18 protein-coding genes are annotated in these 17,951 nt (G+C 39.7%); 15 read left to right on the forward strand and 3 right to left on the reverse strand.

What is annotated here, in order from left to right; translation table 11 throughout:
• Positions 1 to 145: 145 nt before the first annotated feature.
• Positions 146 to 1,468 (forward strand): 2-hydroxycarboxylate transporter family protein, encoded by a 1,323-nt coding sequence (locus tag ACXAFV_RS20310; RefSeq protein WP_475129140.1) that lies wholly within the window; start codon positions 146 to 148, stop codon positions 1,466 to 1,468.
• Positions 1,469 to 1,538: 70 nt separating this feature from the next.
• The gene (locus ACXAFV_RS20315; protein WP_475129141.1) at positions 1,539 to 2,441 is read left to right on the forward strand and encodes an AEC family transporter; all 903 of its coding nucleotides are present in this window, start codon (positions 1,539 to 1,541) and stop codon (positions 2,439 to 2,441) included.
• A gap of 151 nt (positions 2,442 to 2,592) precedes the next feature.
• On the opposite strand, the gene ACXAFV_RS20320 is transcribed toward ACXAFV_RS20315, so the two are convergent.
• The gene (locus ACXAFV_RS20320) at positions 2,593 to 2,889 is read right to left on the reverse strand and encodes a DUF948 domain-containing protein (RefSeq protein WP_475129144.1); all 297 of its coding nucleotides are present in this window, start codon (positions 2,887 to 2,889) and stop codon (positions 2,593 to 2,595) included.
• A 169-nt stretch (positions 2,890 to 3,058) separates the two neighbouring features.
• On the opposite strand from ACXAFV_RS20320, the gene ACXAFV_RS20325 reads away from it, so the two are divergent.
• The 4 genes from ACXAFV_RS20325 (at position 3,059) to ACXAFV_RS20340 (ending at position 7,982) form a co-directional block, all read left to right on the forward strand.
• A complete protein-coding gene (locus ACXAFV_RS20325) occupies positions 3,059 to 3,844 on the forward strand; it encodes an HAD family hydrolase (RefSeq protein ID WP_475129146.1) in 786 nt (261 codons plus the stop codon).
• An 80-nt stretch (positions 3,845 to 3,924) separates the two neighbouring features.
• Positions 3,925 to 4,380 (forward strand): CoxG family protein, encoded by a 456-nt coding sequence (locus tag ACXAFV_RS20330; RefSeq protein ID WP_475129148.1) that lies wholly within the window; start codon positions 3,925 to 3,927, stop codon positions 4,378 to 4,380.
• Between the two features lie 230 nt (positions 4,381 to 4,610).
• A complete protein-coding gene (locus tag ACXAFV_RS20335) occupies positions 4,611 to 7,190 on the forward strand; it encodes a DEAD/DEAH box helicase (protein WP_475129150.1) in 2,580 nt (859 codons plus the stop codon).
• Positions 7,191 to 7,265: 75 nt separating this feature from the next.
• A complete protein-coding gene (locus ACXAFV_RS20340) occupies positions 7,266 to 7,982 on the forward strand; it encodes a DsbA family oxidoreductase (RefSeq protein WP_475129151.1) in 717 nt (238 codons plus the stop codon).
• Positions 7,983 to 8,034: 52 nt separating this feature from the next.
• On the opposite strand, the gene ACXAFV_RS20345 is transcribed toward ACXAFV_RS20340, so the two are convergent.
• The gene (locus tag ACXAFV_RS20345) at positions 8,035 to 9,165 is read right to left on the reverse strand and encodes a CAP domain-containing protein (protein ID WP_475129153.1); all 1,131 of its coding nucleotides are present in this window, start codon (positions 9,163 to 9,165) and stop codon (positions 8,035 to 8,037) included.
• 196 nt (positions 9,166 to 9,361) lie between these two features.
• Here ACXAFV_RS20345 and speD point away from each other — a divergent pair, with 196 nt between their 5' ends.
• The 8 genes from speD to ACXAFV_RS20385 all read left to right on the forward strand — a co-directional run bounded on the left by speD (position 9,362) and on the right by ACXAFV_RS20385 (position 17,005).
• Positions 9,362 to 10,177: an adenosylmethionine decarboxylase gene (gene speD / locus ACXAFV_RS20350; RefSeq protein WP_475129154.1), complete on the forward strand. Its 816-nt coding sequence runs from the start codon at positions 9,362 to 9,364 to the stop codon at positions 10,175 to 10,177.
• Positions 10,178 to 10,298: 121 nt separating this feature from the next.
• On the forward strand, positions 10,299 to 11,096 hold the full coding sequence (locus ACXAFV_RS20355; RefSeq protein WP_475129155.1) for a TIGR00266 family protein: 798 nt from the start codon (positions 10,299 to 10,301) through the stop codon (positions 11,094 to 11,096).
• 550 nt (positions 11,097 to 11,646) lie between these two features.
• Positions 11,647 to 12,744, forward strand: a complete 1,098-nt coding sequence (locus tag ACXAFV_RS20360) for a PRK06851 family protein (protein WP_475129157.1) — start codon at positions 11,647 to 11,649, stop codon at positions 12,742 to 12,744.
• A 128-nt stretch (positions 12,745 to 12,872) separates the two neighbouring features.
• Entirely contained in the window at positions 12,873 to 13,166 is a 294-nt protein-coding gene (locus tag ACXAFV_RS20365; RefSeq protein WP_475129158.1) for a rhodanese-like domain-containing protein, read from the forward strand.
• A gap of 182 nt (positions 13,167 to 13,348) precedes the next feature.
• Positions 13,349 to 13,744 carry a DsrE/DsrF/DrsH-like family protein gene (locus ACXAFV_RS20370; RefSeq protein ID WP_475129160.1) on the forward strand — a complete coding sequence of 132 codons (396 nt, stop codon included), beginning with the start codon at positions 13,349 to 13,351 and terminating at the stop codon, positions 13,742 to 13,744.
• Positions 13,745 to 14,174: 430 nt separating this feature from the next.
• A complete protein-coding gene (locus ACXAFV_RS20375; protein ID WP_475129161.1) occupies positions 14,175 to 15,572 on the forward strand; it encodes a DEAD/DEAH box helicase in 1,398 nt (465 codons plus the stop codon).
• A 181-nt stretch (positions 15,573 to 15,753) separates the two neighbouring features.
• Complete coding sequence (locus ACXAFV_RS20380; RefSeq protein WP_475129163.1) at positions 15,754 to 16,524, forward strand: exodeoxyribonuclease III; 771 nt, start codon at positions 15,754 to 15,756, stop codon at positions 16,522 to 16,524.
• A 16-nt stretch (positions 16,525 to 16,540) separates the two neighbouring features.
• The gene (locus ACXAFV_RS20385) at positions 16,541 to 17,005 is read left to right on the forward strand and encodes a branched-chain amino acid aminotransferase (protein ID WP_475129166.1); all 465 of its coding nucleotides are present in this window, start codon (positions 16,541 to 16,543) and stop codon (positions 17,003 to 17,005) included.
• A gap of 45 nt (positions 17,006 to 17,050) precedes the next feature.
• Here ACXAFV_RS20385 and ACXAFV_RS20390 read toward each other — a convergent pair whose 3' ends face one another.
• A complete protein-coding gene (locus ACXAFV_RS20390) occupies positions 17,051 to 17,350 on the reverse strand; it encodes a hypothetical protein (RefSeq protein ID WP_475129168.1) in 300 nt (99 codons plus the stop codon).
• Positions 17,351 to 17,505: 155 nt separating this feature from the next.
• Between ACXAFV_RS20390 and ACXAFV_RS20395 the strand changes: the two genes are divergently transcribed.
• Positions 17,506 to 17,790 carry a DUF6509 family protein gene (locus ACXAFV_RS20395; protein ID WP_475129169.1) on the forward strand — a complete coding sequence of 95 codons (285 nt, stop codon included), beginning with the start codon at positions 17,506 to 17,508 and terminating at the stop codon, positions 17,788 to 17,790.
• Positions 17,791 to 17,951: the final 161 nt, after the last annotated feature.

Genomic DNA, 17,951 nt, shown 5'->3' on the forward strand with positions numbered 1-17,951 from the left:
ACATTGTAAGCGATTACTTACGGGTGATATTGTTTCTGTTGGGGAAGAAAAGCAGGGGAGAGCAGTCAGTAGGATTCAGACAAGTCATGCAAGGTGAATACTTCAGTATTAAGATTTAAAAAACTTGGCAAAGGGGATGAAAAGGATGGGACAAGTAACATCAACACTTGCATATAAGGAAGAGAAAGCTAAAGAAAGGGTTACGGTTGCCAAAGATCAAATGCTGCAAATTTTCAACATACCGATTCTTTGGTTCATGGTCTTTACAGGAATCACTCTCATAAGCTTGTATACTGGAAATCTTCCTGGAGGAATGATCGGGACCTTGCTTGTCATGATGGTACTCGGTGAATTGTTGGGCTGGGCAGGAGATCGTACACCTATCGTGAAGACGTTTTTGGGTGGAGGGGCAATCATTGCGATTTTTGGTTCTGCCTTTATGGTTTACGCAGGTTTATTGCCAGAAGCAACGGTCACTTCCATGACTGACTTTATGAAGTCAGGAGGATTCTTGAATTTTTATATTGCTGCATTAATCACAGGAAGTATTTTAGGAATGAATTCGAAAGTTCTCGTAAAAGTGGGGCTGCGATATTTCCTGCCGATTTTTGGAGCTGTAGCAGGAGCCGTCATCATCGCCGGTTTATTTGGATCCCTTGTCGGGTTTACACTTCAAGAAGCCATTCTTGTGATCACGATGCCGATCATGGGCGGCGGAATGGGAGCGGGAGCTGTTCCGATGAGTCAAATCTATTCTGAGATGATGGGAAATGACCCTAGCTACTATATTTCGATGCTTGTGCCTGCTCTTGCGCTAGGAAATGTCTTCGCAATCATTTTAGCCTCTGTACTGGACATGATCGGGAAGAAGGTTCCTTCATTAAGCGGGAATGGACAGTTGATGAAAGGTTTTACGTATGAGAAAACAAAGCAAAAATATAATGTCGAAAAGATGGGAGTCGGTTTACTTGCTGCATTGACATTTTTTGCAGTCGGGACATTGCTCGGAAATGTTCTTCCCCTCCATCCATATGCCATCATGATCATTCTTGTGGCTGCAGCCAAGATTTCTAATATGATTCCTGAAAATGTTATAGAAGGGGCAAGTCAGTGGTATCAATTTGTAGCAAGTAACTGGACTTTTGCCTTATTGTTTGGAATCGGCGTTGCTTATACTGACTTGAATACAGTTCTTGAAGCACTTACTCTTCAATATATATTAACTGTATTCGGAGTGGTGCTTGGTGCGATCATCGGGGCGGCAATCCTTGGTAAGGTGGTTGGTTTTTACCCGATTGAAGCTGCGATCACGGCAGGGTTATGTATGGCCAATATGGGAGGAACAGGAGATGTTGCCGTATTATCTGCCTCAAAACGAATGGAGCTCATGCCATTCGCGCAAATTTCATCACGCTTGGGCGGCGCTCTTATCCTTTTATTAGCCGGATTAATCATACCTCTGTTATAAATATGATACACTAAGGCTTGACTCTTGTAGTCAAGCCTATCTCATTTCATTGGATTGTGGTGACAAAAAAATGGACGTCATATTGATTGTACTGCCTGCATTATTGGTTTTTGCTGTTGGATATATCGGACAAAAGAAACTCGGATTCGAAATCAATTCGATTTCAAAAATGGCCATTTATCTAATGTATCCATTTCTCGCATTCAAAACATTTTACGAAAATGAAATGAATATGGATTATCTTTATATTTTCCTCTTTTGTATAGCCCTTTGTTTAATATTGATTATATCTATTAAAATAGTGGCTAAAATCAGGAAATATTCGAAACCGAAAGAGTCAGCCATGATTCTTTCAGGGGTTTTTATGAACAGCGGTAACTACGGAGTACCTGTGATCCTGTTTGCGTTTGGGGAACTCGGTTTTCGCTACGCAGTCATCATGATGGTGATCCAGTCGTTTCTTATGAATACGATTGGATTGTATTATGCGGTAAGCGGCAGTGATAAAACCAGAGAATCTAGAGAAATCTGGATGAAGATTATCAAAATGCCTATTCTTCACGGAGCTTTCATGGGACTAGGTTTTCAATTGCTGCAACTGGATGTCCCGTTGTTTATGAGTCAGACCATTGATTTAATATCACAAGCAACGATTCCTGTAATCATGGTGGTGCTGGGCATGCAGCTGGCTACTTTGGGAGGTAAAAAGGTGGAAAGAAGCGCATTATCATTCATTATCATCATGAGAATGGTCGCTTCACCCATCATTGCACTTATCATCGTTTCATTTCTTCCAATTTCCCCGTTGCTGGGGTCGATTCTCATTATTTTGGCCAGTATGCCGACTGCTGCGAATACAACGATGTTTTCCTTGCAGTTCAATACGGAACCTGATTTAGTCTCGGCCAGTACACTTGTAACCACTTTAATGAGTATTATAACGATTCCGATCATGCTGGCCATTGTATCATGAACAAAAGCTATTGAGTTCGTTCTCAATAGCTTTTTTATAATTGTAATGTTGTCTAAGTCATGTTAAAAGGGAGGAATAATATAATAATATTATGTTAACAGATATCAAGAAAAATTATCATCCTAATACATATCAGGATGATAATCACTACCTACTTTCTCAAGCTTTTTGCAAACTCCTTTGCTACCTCAGGGGTTCTCTTTGCTTCTTCCACTGTAAGCATGATGGAACTTTTTTTCATTTGAATGTCTTCCTGAATTTCTCCCTGAATGGTTTGGAGCTGTTCTGTTTCTGCAGTGACTTGATTCACGTTTTTCTGCATGTTGTCAACGGTATGATTGATTGAGTTGATGATCGGACGGGTGGTTTTGAGCGTTTTCACAATGCTCATGGCAAGCATGATAAGGGCCGCAATCACCACCGCGATACTGATATAAACAATCCACATATTCTCTTCACCTCTGCATGATTTAATAGGATGTCTTTTATTTTCCCTAATTTCTTTAAAATTAACTGATTTTTTGTATTCTTATTATTTTATTCTTATGTATCCCTTTACTAAAGAGAAGGGAGCTAGTAATCTATTGATAAGTTTAATGAGACCGGAGGGGAAGAGAATGGTGAAAGCTGTATTCTTTGATTTAGATGATACATTATTATGGGATTCAAGAAGTATTCAAAGTGCTTTTGATGAAACATGTAGATATGCAAGTTCAAGGGTGGATGTCGACCCATTCACGTTAGAAGAAGAAGTAAGAAGAAATGCAAGGGAATTGTATTCCTCATACGATACATATGAATTCACACAAATGATCGGTATCAATCCTTTTGAGGGATTATGGGGTGAATTTCAGGATGAACATCATGAGCAGTTTATGAAAATGAAGGAACTCGTGCCTGGATATCGCGAAAAAGCTTGGTCGGGCGGTTTAGAAAGTCTGGGGGTAAACGACAAAGCTTTGGGGAAGGAATTAGCTGAACGTTTCAGGATTGAAAGAAAGAATCATCCTTTTGTTTATCCAGATACCTTTCATGTATTGAATACGTTAAAAGAGGAGTACGTTTTAGTTCTCTTAACCAATGGCTCCCCTCAACTTCAGCACCTGAAATTACAAATGACAAAGGAACTGATTCCTTATTTTCAAGAAATCGTCATTTCCGGATCAATCGGAAAAGGGAAGCCTGACACGGCGATGTTCCTGCATGCGCTTGATAGACTTTCCCTAAGAAAAGAAGATGTGATTATGGTGGGGGATAACCTATTGACAGACATCAAGGGGGCGAAACAGGCAGGTATAAAAAATGTATGGATCAACCGTCATGACCGCAAGTCTTCAGAGGTCATCCCTGATTATGAAATAAAGGAACTGAGTGAACTTCTCCATTTAATGAAACAATTTTAGCAGCCCTTCATATTTGGTGTCCATATTTCATAAAATGAGCACTGCATAATGACTTTATGGCCACAAAGGAGGCGTCACGGATGGTAGATGGAATTCATGAAATGGTGGTGGATGCAGCGATCGAGGATGTGTGGGACTTTGTAAGCATTCTTGATCATTGGGCGCCACTGGCACCCGGATATATGAATCATACGATTATCAGTGAAGAAATATCTGAATGGAAGTTTAAGGTCGATACTGGATTATTAAAGAAAAAAGTCCACGCAAAGGTGGAAATCAAAGAATGGAAAAAGCCAAACAGAGTAACTTTTACGTTGACTGGACTTAACGAGAAGTTTTCAGGTGACGGCTCTTTCGAAGCAAATAGTGTGTCAGGATTCCAGACAAATATAAAAGGACGGCTATCCATAAGTCCATACAGCTCCATGGCAAAACTAGTTACTCCAATCATTGAAAAAACGGTACCTGAAATGACAAGAGAGTTAACAAATAATGTAGCCAGTGAAATTGAAAAACGATATTCTGCTCGCCGTTAAAGCAGATAATGATGAACCAGCGGGTATGAATCCGTTGGTTCTTTCTTTAGTGCCCTATTCTATAAGCTATTTTCAAAAAACGCCCTCTATTAATAATGAAAAGTTGTTCTTAGAAAAAACATAAGTTATGCTAAGGTATAATTTAGCTTACGTCCGTCACAGAGAAGAATGAAAAATAACGGTAAAAATAAATAAACTATAAGCAGTAAGTTTTAAAAAGGGGTCATATCATGCAAAACCTTGATTCTATCCGCGAGAAAGCGATTGAGGAAACAAAAGTTAAAATTGAAGAAGATATTTCACATTTTCTGGCATCACATGAGAAGTGTCCTTCTTTCCAGGACTATCTTTCTGAACGAAGTGAATTCTTTCATAAGATTTGGTTGAATACTTGGTTGAACAAAGTAACGAACAATGTTCTCAGAAGCCATAAAAAAGCTTTTCTGCGAAATAAGGGATACGAAGTTGAAGGGGTAGATAAAAAGCTTTTAAATAAAATGTTTCGAAATGAAATACGAAACGATCACCCTTTTCCAGTAAAGGAATGGGTGATTGATCATACACCGGATGAACAACAATGGATATCGCGTCATCGTCAGGCGAGGGAACGTTATGTAACAGAAATGGCAGAAAAGATAACGGCTTCTCAAAGAAAAAGTGTCCAAAAAGAAATCCTATACTTCCTTGAACAAAAAGTGGAGGAGCAGGAGCTTTATTGGTATATCGAGCTAAGGTACTTATTTGCCAAAAAGCTAGTCAGTGATTTGAATACTAAGCCGAAATATAAACAAATGGAATCATATGCAATCGAGGACAAGTTAGAAGAAGATGGGGTTCTCAGCAGCCATGTTTTTAAAACCGTTTCGGAAATCTTAAAGGAATTTACAGGATCCATCCATAAGAAAAACGAACAATGGGAACGTAATCTATGGGAATATGAAACGTATCATTTTCCTTATGAACGTTTTATTTCATATTATACAGAACATATCATTACTTCTTTTGTATATGAAAACCTCCCTGCTGATGTCCTTGTTTCTTATCAAAATATATTCGGGGAAGAGCTGTCTCAAGAGCGTTTGATCAAATGGTCACAGCCTGTACTCCTTAAGGAAAAGTCTCTCTTTTTCAAGTGGATTCAGGATGAATATGTCATTGACTTGGAACAGCTTGCCGATAAGCCTTTTGATGTAGATGTCCACCTTGCCTTATTTAAGGAATCGATGGCTAAGAGAGAACAACGCGAAGCTGAAGAGATAGCTTTGATAAGACGTAAACAAGAAGAGGAGGCCCGTATTCTTGAAGACATATTCGGCCAGGAGTACAGTCCATCCTATAGAAATGGTATCAAATACGTCCTGCATATCGGTGAAACCAATACCGGGAAAACATATAAGGCTTTAAACCGCATGATGAGTGCTGAGAGCGGGATTTACCTTGCCCCTTTACGTTTATTGGCGCTCGAGGTGTTTGATAAATTAAACAATGAAGGTGTGCCATGCAACCTCAAGACAGGAGAGGAAGAAAAAGAGGTCGATCAAGCACGCCATGTTGCATGCACCGTGGAAATGTTCCACGAAAAAGATCAATACGAAGTAGTCGTGATTGATGAGGCACAAATGCTTGCTGATCAGGATAGAGGCTTCTCTTGGTATAAGGCGATTACGAAAGCGAGAGCAAAGGAAGTCCATATCATCGGAAGTGAGAATGTACGCAGCCTGCTGTTGGAATTAGTGGGAGAAGATCAAGTTGAAATCCACAATTATGAAAGAGAGATACCATTACAGGTTGAAAAGAAAGAATTCAAATTAAAACATGCAAGGCAGGGAGATGCACTTGTTTGTTTTTCAAGAAAGAAAGTACTGGATACAGCATCGCGGCTGCAGAACAACGGCCATAAAGTCAGTATGATTTATGGCAGTATGCCTCCTGAGACCAGAAAAAAACAAATGATGCAATTCATTAAAGGAAAAACAAAGGTGATCGTCGCAACAGATGCAATCGGTATGGGGTTGAATCTACCGATAAGAAGGATCGTCTTTCTTGAAAACGATAAATTTGATGGGACAAGGAGAAGGCTGCTTACTTCTCAGGAAGTAAAACAAATCGCAGGCAGAGCCGGGCGTAAAGGCATTTATGATATTGGAAAAGTAGCATTTACCAAGGACATAAAAAAAATGTCGCATTTACTCAATCAGGATGACCCATCCCTCCAAACATTTGCGATTGCCCCTACAAGCAATGTGTTTGAACGATTCCAGCGCTACTATCATGATCTGGATAGCTTCTTTGAATTATGGGATCGGTTTGAAAGTCCTTATGGTACAGAAAAAGCTTCTTTGACTGAAGAAAAAGAGCTGTATGATCTCGTCCGGGGTACCCAGATAGAAGCCAAACTTTCTCTTAATGATTTATACGGATTTTTGCATCTTCCCTTTTCAAAGAAAGAAAACAGGCTGACCCAGCAATGGCTGGATTCCATGCATGCGATTGTCCACGGTGAAGACCTTCCGGAGCCTGACATAAACAATAAGAACCTTGAACAGAAGGAAGTTTCATATAAAGCAGTGGGACTGCACTTATTGCTGCTTTACCGGTTAGGGAGACAGACCGAAGCCTATTACTGGGAACGAACGAGAGAAGAAATCGCCGATGGTGTACATGAGAGTTTAAGAACGGAAGTAAAAAGTATTTCAAAAAAATGTAAGCATTGCGGTAAGAAGCTTCCGCCAAACTTTGGCTTCCCTATTTGTGACCGCTGTCATGCGTTGAATCGTAAGAGAAGAGAAAGACGAAGAGAAAGTAAGTAACATGGGCAAAATAAAAGCTTACTTAATGAATGTTTGTTAAGATAAGCAATAGATTGTTTATTTGAGGTGACGAATATGAAAATAGAGGTATGGTCTGACTTTGTGTGTCCTTTCTGTTATGTTGGGAAGCGCAGGCTGGAAGCAGCACTGGATACATTTAAACATCACGTAGAGGTGGAGTTCAGAAGTTTTGAACTTGATCCCTCCGCTGAGGTTGAAATGGATATGAATGTGTATGAACTTCTTTCCAAAAAATATGGCACATCCATCGAACAAGCCAAAAACATGTCCAAGGGAGTCAAGGAGCATGGTGCGCAGGTTGGGATTGATTTTAACTTTGACGAAAGTATCCCGACCAATACGTTCGATGCCCATAGATTAGCAAAGTTTGCAGCTGCTAAAGGATTGGAAGTGCCTTTGACGGAGAAATTGTTTAAGGCACATTTCGTTGAAGGCAGACATATTGGTGATAAAGAAATTCTCCTTTCCATCGCTGAAAGTGTCGGATTGGATCAACAGGAAGTGAAGGATGTATTGAATGGTTCACATTTTTCAGAGGAAGTACGGTTTGATGAAAGTGAGGCACGGCAGCTAGGTGTTCAGGGAGTCCCTTTCTTTGTCATTAATCGTAAATATGCAATTTCGGGTGCTCAGCCTGCAGAGGTATTTGAAAGTACATTGGAAAAGGTCTGGGAAGAAGAAAACAGTCATTCGCCGCTACAATCGGTGACGGGAGAGGTCGACATGCAGTGTGATGACAATGGATGCCAAGTTCCGAATGTTGAAAAATGAGATACGATAAAAAAAGCAAGTGGGATTCCATTTTCCCACTTGCTTTTTCTCTTTAACGGCTAAAGAAATTTTCGGTATAGTAAGGTTGTGAATCTCCATTAAAGGCAACCCCTATCCCTAGATATTCATAATGCGTCTGAAGGATATTGTCCCTGTGACCCTTTGAATTCATTAACCCTTCATGAGCAAAGATGGAACTCATCTGACCATATGCCAGATTTTCCCCGGCTGTCCTGAATGCAACCTGATCTTCTTCCATACGGTCGAAGGGAGATTCACCTTCCTGGTTGGTATGACTGAAGTAATTTTGATTTGCCATGTCCAAACTATGCTTGCGGGCAGTCTCTCTGACCTGATCATCCCAAATAAGTGGAGTCAAGCCATGAATGACCCTGGTTGCGTTGGTAAGGTCGAATAACTGAAGCTCAAATCCTTCTTTAAGCTTTGGATTCGGGTCCGTATAAAATCCTTGCTTGTTTTGCTCGAGATGATCAGCAATGATTTGTACTGCGGTCACCGTGTCTTTTTCATGTTTATCGTAAAAAACGGTGACAAAGCTGTCATCGACTTGGAATACTTCATGTTCACCATTGTTTTGCAGCTGGTACACCGTCAAGCCTTTTCGGATTTTTTCCAACGGTTCACCCAATTGTTCATGCACATTCTTTTTCGGACTGTCAATTTTTATACCCGTTGATGAGGTCAGTAAGTCCTGATTGGTATATAAACCATTTACCTTTTGTTCTTCATCATACGAAACCATGAAGAAATTTTGATACTCTTCATGATAGGCATGCCAGTTGGCACCATATTCATTGAGTGATGTTCTTTTAGGTGCTCCCAGTTCTTTTTCAACGGCAGCCCGGGTATCTCCAAGTTCAAGATTATGTATGGAAAAGACCTCATTATCAGGAGCAGATAAGGAAGGTTTATCGATGTCTTTTACCCCAGGGTTGTTTTCTGTATTTTCTAAATCTCTGAATGACTCATCAAGTTTGATCAAAAACAGATTCACTTCATTGTATAACTGATCAAATGCGTCCTGTACTTTAGGGCTGTTTTTCATTTCTTCTATTTTAGTCAGCATAGAGTCTAAACCGGCAGCCTGTACTTTATCTTCCCAAACCGGCTTTGTGCCGTATGCAATACCTATGACAACGATAAGCATCAATAATCGCTTCATGATTAACACTCCAATCTATCCTTCATTTTACCCAAAAATATTCATGATAAAAAACGAAAAGGAAACTTTTCGTTTGTATTTACCCACTTTCATATTCTTTCAATCCAATTTACCAGTTTTAGTATAGTTTTGTCTGGGTAACATAAAAAATAGATGCATTCCAGTCTGGGAAATAAATATAAAGGGGAAATAGGGTATGAAACTAACACACGAGGAAAGAATCCAGCTGCATGAATTCAATAACCTGACGAAATCATTAAGTTTCAATATGTATGATATCTGCTACACGAAAACGAGAGAAGAGCGGGAAGCTTACATAGAATATATTGATGAACAATATAATGCTGAACGTCTGACAAAGATATTGACACATGTTTCCGATATCATAGGTGCGCATGTATTAAATGTGGCAAAACAGGATTACGTACCACAAGGTGCCAGCGTGACGATCCTGGTATCAGAAGGTCCGATTGTAGAAGTGCCGACTGAACATTTTGATGAATCGCCAGGTCCTCTGCCGTCATCCGTCACCATGCATCTGGATAAAAGTCATATTACTGTACACACTTATCCGGAATACCACCCGCATGAAGGTATAAGTACATTCCGTGCTGATATTGATGTATCTACATGCGGTGAGATTTCACCGTTGAAAGCATTGAATTATCTGATTCATTCTTTTGATACCGATATCATGACGATGGATTACCGCGTACGGGGATTTACCCGTGATATCAACGGACGCAAATTATTCATTGATCATGATATTAATTCCATACAAAACTATATACCTGAAGAGATTAAAGATGAGTACGATATGATTGACGTCAATGTTTACCCTCAAAATATCTTTCACACAAAATGTAAATTAAAAGATTTTGATCTAAATAACTATCTGTTTGGATATTCGAAGGAGAAACTTGATAAGGAAGAAGCGAAAGAGATAACAAAGAAATTAAAAATGGAAATGGATGAGATTTTTTACGGGAAAAATATTCACAATCCATACTAGGCTGATACTCTGTTGGTTCATTCCAATGGAGTATTTTTTCGTTTTATGAAGGATAATATCCCCATTTGACGAATACAATCTGTATAATGATTTTAGAAGCCAATTATAGGGAGGATTATCCATGAACTCACATGAAATTGATTTTAAATTGCATGGGGATGATATGCAATTTGTAGAAATAGAACTTGATCCGGGAGAGAGTGCCGTAGCCGAAGCGGGTGGCATGATGATGATGGATGATGGCATCACCATGGAAACAATCTTCGGAGACGGGGCACAAAACGGAAAGGGAAGCGGATTTCTTGGAAAACTTGTCGGTGCCGGAAAACGGCTATTAACAGGAGAGAGCTTATTTATGACTGTATTTACAAATGAGGGAAGCGGTAAAAAACATGTCTCTTTTGCTGCTCCATATCCAGGTAAGATCATCCCTGTTGATTTAAGCGAATTGAGCGGGAAAGTCATCTGCCAGAAGGATGCATTCTTATGTGCTGCAAAAGGCGTTGCTGTAGGCATTGATTTTCAAAAGAAATTAGGAACGGGATTCTTCGGTGGAGAGGGCTTTATCATGCAAAAGCTTGAAGGGGACGGACTGGCATTTTTACATGCAGGAGGTACCATACATAAAAAAGAATTACAGCCGGGAGAATTGCTGAGAGTCGATACAGGCTGCCTTGTTGCGATGACGAAAGACGTAGACTATAACATTGAGTATGTAGGTAAAATCAAGTCGGCTTTCCTTGGAGGAGAAGGACTGTTCTTTGCAACTGTGCGCGGCCCCGGCACGGTATGGATTCAATCACTTCCTTTCAGCCGCCTTGCTGAAAGGATTTATGCAAATGCGCCTGGTGGAGGGAAATCCACTGGAGAAGGAAGTCTGTTAGGCGGAATCGGTGATCTTTTAAACGGTGATGATTAAATGGATGAGACAGCAGTATTTTCTGCTGTCTGTTTTTTTGAGTTTTTATGTTAGTTTGATGTATTTTTGTCCTTGGAGGGCCGCCTTTGAGCGAGCCGCCTCCGCTTTTCGTTTGTCCAGCCCCGGCGGCTAGAGGCTCGAGGTCATAAGCCAAGCATTCCAAAAAGGCAAAAAACGCCTTTCCGGTATGCTCATCTTATGCTTGTCGCCTCTGACCGAGCCGCCTCCGCTTTTCGTTTGTCCAGCTGCAGGGCTTAGAGGCACATGTCATAAGCCAAACCAACCAAGAAGGCAAAAAGCGCCTTCATGGTCGGTTCGGCTTATGCCACCCGCCTCTGAGCAAAGCCCTTCCGCTTTTCTTTTGTCCAGCTGCGGCGGCTAGAGGCTCGAGGTCATAAGTCAAAAACACCAAAAAGGCAAAAAACGCCTTTCCGGTGTTTTCGTCTTATGCTTGTCGCCTCTGAGCGAGCCGCCTTCGCATTTCTTGGTCATTCACCCATTTATTCATTCCGTCATATGTTTTAGTAGATGGAATGGAAAGGGTGGTTTTATGTCAGGGATCGTACGGCATTATTATGCAGGAGGCAATACGGCGAAAGGCTTTTATAGCTTATATGATTCGGTGCTGGATGGATTGAACCGGTTGTTTATTTTAAAGGGTGGACCGGGGACGGGTAAGTCCTCGTTAATGAAAGATATTGGAAAAAGATTTGAAGAAAAGGAATTCGAAGTAGAGTACTTACATTGCGCTTCAGATAACCAATCGATTGATGGGATGTTACTGCCTCAATGGGGTATCGGAATTGTAGATGGGACTGCACCGCATATCATCGAACCGAAAGCACCTGGAGTGATCGAAGAGTATGTAAATTTAGGTGCTGCGTGGAATTCGGATGAATTGGTAAAGCATAGAATAGAAATTATGGAGTTGAATGAACAAATATCTAATAAATTCCAAGAGGCGTACGACACCTTTGCTGACGCACTTGATGCACATGATGACATTGAGGATATCTACATTTCAAATATGGACTTTGACGAAGCGAATCAATTAACAGAAGAATTGATTGCATTATTTTATCAGGATACATCTCTTGATAAACACGCAAAAGTGGTTCACCGCTTCTTAGGTGCCGCAACGCCGAATGGGGCTGTCGACTATATACAAAATTTAACCCAGGATGTAGAGAAAAGGTATTTCATAAAGGGACGTGCAGGATCAGGTAAGTCGACTATGCTGAAGAAGATTGCTGCAGCAGGAGAAGAAAAAGGGTTTGATGTCGAGGTCTACCATTGCGGATTCGATCCGAATAGTTTAGATATGGTCATCATCCGTGAACAGGGTATTGCCATATTTGACAGTACAGCCCCGCATGAATACTTCCCGGACCGCGAAAGTGATGAAATTATCGATATGTATGAACGTTGCATCACTCCGGGAACGGATGAGAAATTTGAAGAAGAAATCGCCAGGACCACAAAGGGATATAAAGATAAAATGAAAGAGGCAATTTCTTATTTGAGTGAAGCAAAGACTCTGCGTGAAAATCTTGAGGCCATTTATATAGACGCGATGAATTTTAACGAGGTAAACAAGATAAAAGAAGAAATATTCAATGAGTTAAATTCCATTGTTGAATCAATATGAAATGAGAGAATCACGCGGGCTCCTTCCTCGTGATTCTTTCTATGTTAAATCATTGACAAAATACCCATATAGGTATAATATTTAATTCAAGAACAATTTATATATTGATCTATAGGAGGAATTTACCGATGAAAGAACTATCAACAAAAGAAGTACAGGAATTATTAAAAAATGAAAAACCAAACATAATCGATGTTCGTGAAGATGATGAAGTGGCTGCGGGTAGAATTCCTACAGCCAAGCATATTCCACTTGGCTCCATTGAAACACGGAGGAATGAACTGGATAAGTCGAAGGAATATATCATTGTTTGCCGTTCGGGGGGAAGAAGCGGACGAGCAGTTCAATTCCTCGAAAGCCAAGGATATAATGTCATCAATATGGCCGGAGGAATGTTAGCTTGGGAAGGCGAAGTTGAATAATTTTTTTAAGAAATAATATACCTTATTGGGTATTTATTAGTTTAGAACGAACGATTCTAAAACAGAGTATAATACGGCTTCCCGTGGCTTGACAGCTCAAATGGGAGTAATGTGAGTAGCCAATAGATAGCAGGTTCGACCTGAAAAAATGACAATAATCAAGCACTAGGAGGAAATATGATATGAGTAAAAAAGTAGCAATCATCGCGAGTAATGGTGGATTATTTGATGCATATAAAGTTTATAATATTGCAACTGCTGCAGCAGCAACAGATCAAGAGGTAGCGATTTTCTTCACTTTTGAAGGTTTGAATTTAATCCATAAAGAAGCTCACCATCAGCTTCCAATGCCAGAAGGAAAAGAGCATTTCCAAGAAGGCTTCTCTAAAGCAAACGTACCAGGCATTCCTGAGTTGGTGGAAATGGCGAAAGAAATGGGTGTGCGATTTATCGGCTGTCAAATGACAATGGACGTTATGGGGTTAGATAAAGAAGCGTTTGTAGATGGAATTGAAGTAGGAGGCGCAGTAACATTCCTGGAATTTGCAAAAGATGCAGATGTTACTTTGACATTCTAATGAGATACTAAGAAAAAGCGAGCTATTGGGTTTTCCGGTAGCTCTTTTATTAAAAGTTTTGTCAAAGACTGTTGTTTTCTCATTTGTATGTAGTTGCAAGTTGGATACCGAATGAAAGTGTTCTGAAAAAATTAGTTGTCCACTTTTTAATCTCTTAAGGGTAGGGATGATAAATTTGAATTGGAAGAAATCTAATTGTGGAAACGGAACTTTAGACATATCGTCAAAAAAAAGCCGCAAGCGTTATATACCACCTATATGACCTGGAATGTGGCTGTGGCTCCTGGCAGGAGTCATTTTACTATTGCAAAAGATTTTCTAGAAGGAGACAAATGGGCTTCTTCTTTTTTTTGCCCTATTGCTTTTTAGCGGTTAAACCTTCAATATTAATAAACGAACGATTAATAGAAATAGAAAGTAGGAACTACATTTGAGTAAATTTATATCCTTAGGGATTTCAGAAGATATGGGACATATTCTGTCGAAGATGGGAATATCGTCCCCGACCCCGATACAGGAAAAAGTGATACCTGTTTTACTAAAAGGCAGCGATGTAATGGCAAAAGCCCAAACCGGTTCAGGAAAAACGTATGCTTTTGCGTTGCCGATACTTGAAAGAAGTCAAAAGATCAGCAGGCATATTCAAGGAATCATTGTCACTCCGACAAGAGAATTGAGCATCCAAATCGCAGGTGTTTTGAAACAGTTAACGAAGAAACAAAAGAATGCTGAAGTCCTGGCCATGTACGGCGGACAAAGTCATGATCAGGAAATTGAAGAACTCAAGAAAAACCCGCGATATCTTGTCGGGACACCCGGCAGAATTTTGGATCAAATCAAACGAGGGAATCTTGACCTATCGCATGTTAAATTTTTTGTTTTAGATGAAGCAGATCAGATGCTGCAAATCGGTTTTCTGAACAAGGTAGAGGAAATCATCAGGGCGACCCCTTCTTCCAGGCAAATGATGCTGTTTTCCGCTACAATTCCTGCACCTGTTAAGAAACTCGCAAATAAATACATGAAAAATGCAAAGACAATCGAAATCGAGGAGAATGCAGCCCCTAGCTCGATCAATCAATTTGCCATTTTCACAGTAGATAAAGCAAAGCAGGAAACGATTCTTCAATTAGCTGAAGCCTTCAAACCGGAAAAAGCGGTCATTTTCTGCCGCACCAAGAGAAGGGTGACGAAGCTTTTTCAGGTTTTTAAATCAAAAGGCATCAATGTCGGTGAACTACATGGGGATGTTCCTCAAGAAAAACGTGAGGAAGTGATGGAGGCATTTCGAAAAGGAGAATTGCCGCTGCTGATTGCAACCGATGTAGCTTCACGGGGACTGGATATAGAAGGAGTTTCCCATGTCTTCAATTATGATATTCCAGAAAACACGGAAACATATACTCACCGAATAGGGAGAACAGGGAGAGCAGGAGCTGAAGGTTTATCCTATACTCTATATACATCGGAAGACAGACCTTTACTCGACAAAATTGAAAGTGATTTAAAAACGAGAATCCAAAAACAAAATTTAGGGAACACCATTTCTCTAAAAGATAAAGTCAGCTCGTCTTCCAGAAAGAAAAAAAATAAAAGAAAAGGATCTTCTTCTGCTCAAAAAAACTCAAAGAATAAACGGGATGAGCAACATAAAATAAAAGAGGAAGGTTTTTACAGCAAACGGCCAGGAAAGAATAGCAAACAAAAGACATCAAACGAATCTATAGGACAGACACAAACAGCGGGCAAAGAGATGAAAAAAGGGGATACCAAATCAACAAACTCAGGTAAAAAGAAGGTATACCGTTCAAAAAAATCCAATAGATAGATGGGAAGACATGCAGAGGAAAGCCCTCTGCATGTCTTCTTTTATTACAAGAATGCAGGGTATTATTCTAAGATAATAACTTATTTCCCCTATACTATATCAGTATAATATTAGATTTTTATTCTGTTATGTTACTATATTAAAAGGGATTTTAATAGCTAAAGGAGATTTTCAGACTACAATGAAATTGGTTTCTTGGAATGTAAACGGAATAAGAGCATGTGTAAAAAAAGGATTCCTGGATTATTTTAATGAGGTAGATGCAGACATATTTTGTATTCAGGAAACGAAACTGCAAGAAGGTCAAATCGATTTGGATTTTCAAGAATATGAACAATATTGGAATTACGCTGAACGAAAAGGGTATTCAGGAACAGCGGTTTTCACTAAGATAAAGCCCCTCGCTGTTTCCTATGGTTTTCAAGATGGGGAATCGGAACCTGAAGGCAGGATCATCACACTGGAATATGATGACTTCTTTCTTGTAAATGTCTATACGCCAAATTCAAAAAGGGATTTATCAAGGCTCGCTGATAGGCTGCAATGGGAAGATAAGCTTAGAGAATATCTCATTGACCTTGATCGAAGAAAGCCGGTGATCCTTTGCGGGGACTTGAATGTGGCGCACAAAGAAATAGATCTTAAGAATGACCGCTCAAACCGCGGTAATTCCGGATTTACAGATGTAGAGAGAGGGAAAATGACTCTTTTCTTGGAATCAGGTTTTGTCGACTCATTCAGGTATGTATATCCTGATAAAGATGAATCCTATACATGGTGGTCTTATATGAGTAAAGTACGGGAAAGAAACATCGGGTGGAGAATCGATTATTTTATTCTCTCCAAGCGGATGGCTTCGTGCATTAAAGAAGCGGATATCCATTGCAGTATTTTGGGAAGCGATCATTGTCCGGTATACTTGGAATTGGATAAAAACAGCTTTACAACATAAAACAGGAGGCCCTTGTATGTTAAGAGAAAAATTGAATGTCGAGGAACTAACAATCGAACGTTGCAATAAAGAAACAGATGAATTGATTAAGAAAGAACCGTCTTCATTTCTAGAGGAGCCAATGGAGTATTTGCAATCCTATAAAAATCAATATATTTTCCTTGAGGCAGATTGGTTCGATAACATTAATATTGACGGTTTGTCGTTAGAGATGGACGATGTGTTTGGCAACTATGAGGCAATGTTCGGCTTGAAACTGCAAAAGAAATACCGGAGTGAAATCGAGGCAATTCTAGACCGTACGCTGCAAGGAGAAAAAGGATATGACCTTCTTTTCAATGGCGAGGACGGCTTGTGGGATGTGAATATATCCATCAACGACCTGCCTTTATATAACGAGGGGATGACTCTTATGGATGCTATCGAAATCATTTACGTATATCTCTTTGAGATGATAGCGGAAATAACAGAAAGAAAATAAGTGGAAAGCACCTCGTGTATTTATCGAGGTGCTTTTGAATTTGAGTCAGCGCTTTCTGTTGTTTATTTCTTCAGATACCACAATGGCAAGGTCTGTATTGCCGAATAAGGAAAGTACACCGAGCAAGGTGGAGTCGGGGATTTCTTCTGATTCTTCCTTGGATACAGTCAACTCGATCCCTTGCTGTAGAGCGGGATTTGCCGCTTGTTGTGGATATGCCTTTTTATAAATTTCAGCTGGATCAAGGCCGTTATTTACACACCATTGTGCAAAAACAAGAATCATCATATTTTCATCTTTTTGATAATTAGATATGATCTTGTCTTCAATCTCTTTATTATTCATTTCAGTCGCTCCTTAAAGGTTCTGTCGACTATCATTATATCGAACGATGAAGTCAAATCCTATCAAAAAATACTCAGATGACATGAAGGTTTTCATTTTCATTGAACCGGTGTATAATTAAGGGATATGTAAAGCGAAAGGAAGTTATCTTTTAAATGATTATAACTGATCATACAATGGAAGAACTTAAAGATCCTACTGGTATTCTAAGCGGCAACCGTTATGAGTTAATGCTCTCGATCGAAGTGCCAGAAGACGATGAACTTTATTCAGAGAACGGCTTATATATTAAAGCAATTTTCGTTCAAGACGGTGACGTTTCACGAATTGCACAGTATCAAATTATTGAAAGAAATACTGAATCGATTCTCGACTTTGAATTGGAAGAGGATGAAGAAGCCCAAATCCTTCAGTATTGTAATGAAGCTATTCTAAGCTGAATTTTTTGAAGAGGCTGGGACAATAGTGTTTTAATCGAAGAAAATCCGAACTATTTTGTATTCAAAATAGTTCGGATTCTTTTGTTTTGCTTACATATGCGTATAGTTTTTTCCAGCGGTTGATTGGAGTGCATGACGAAGACTCCTGCGGGAAAAGTAGC

The sequence above is a fragment of the Rossellomorea sp. ABR4_012 genome (assembly GCF_056159545.1).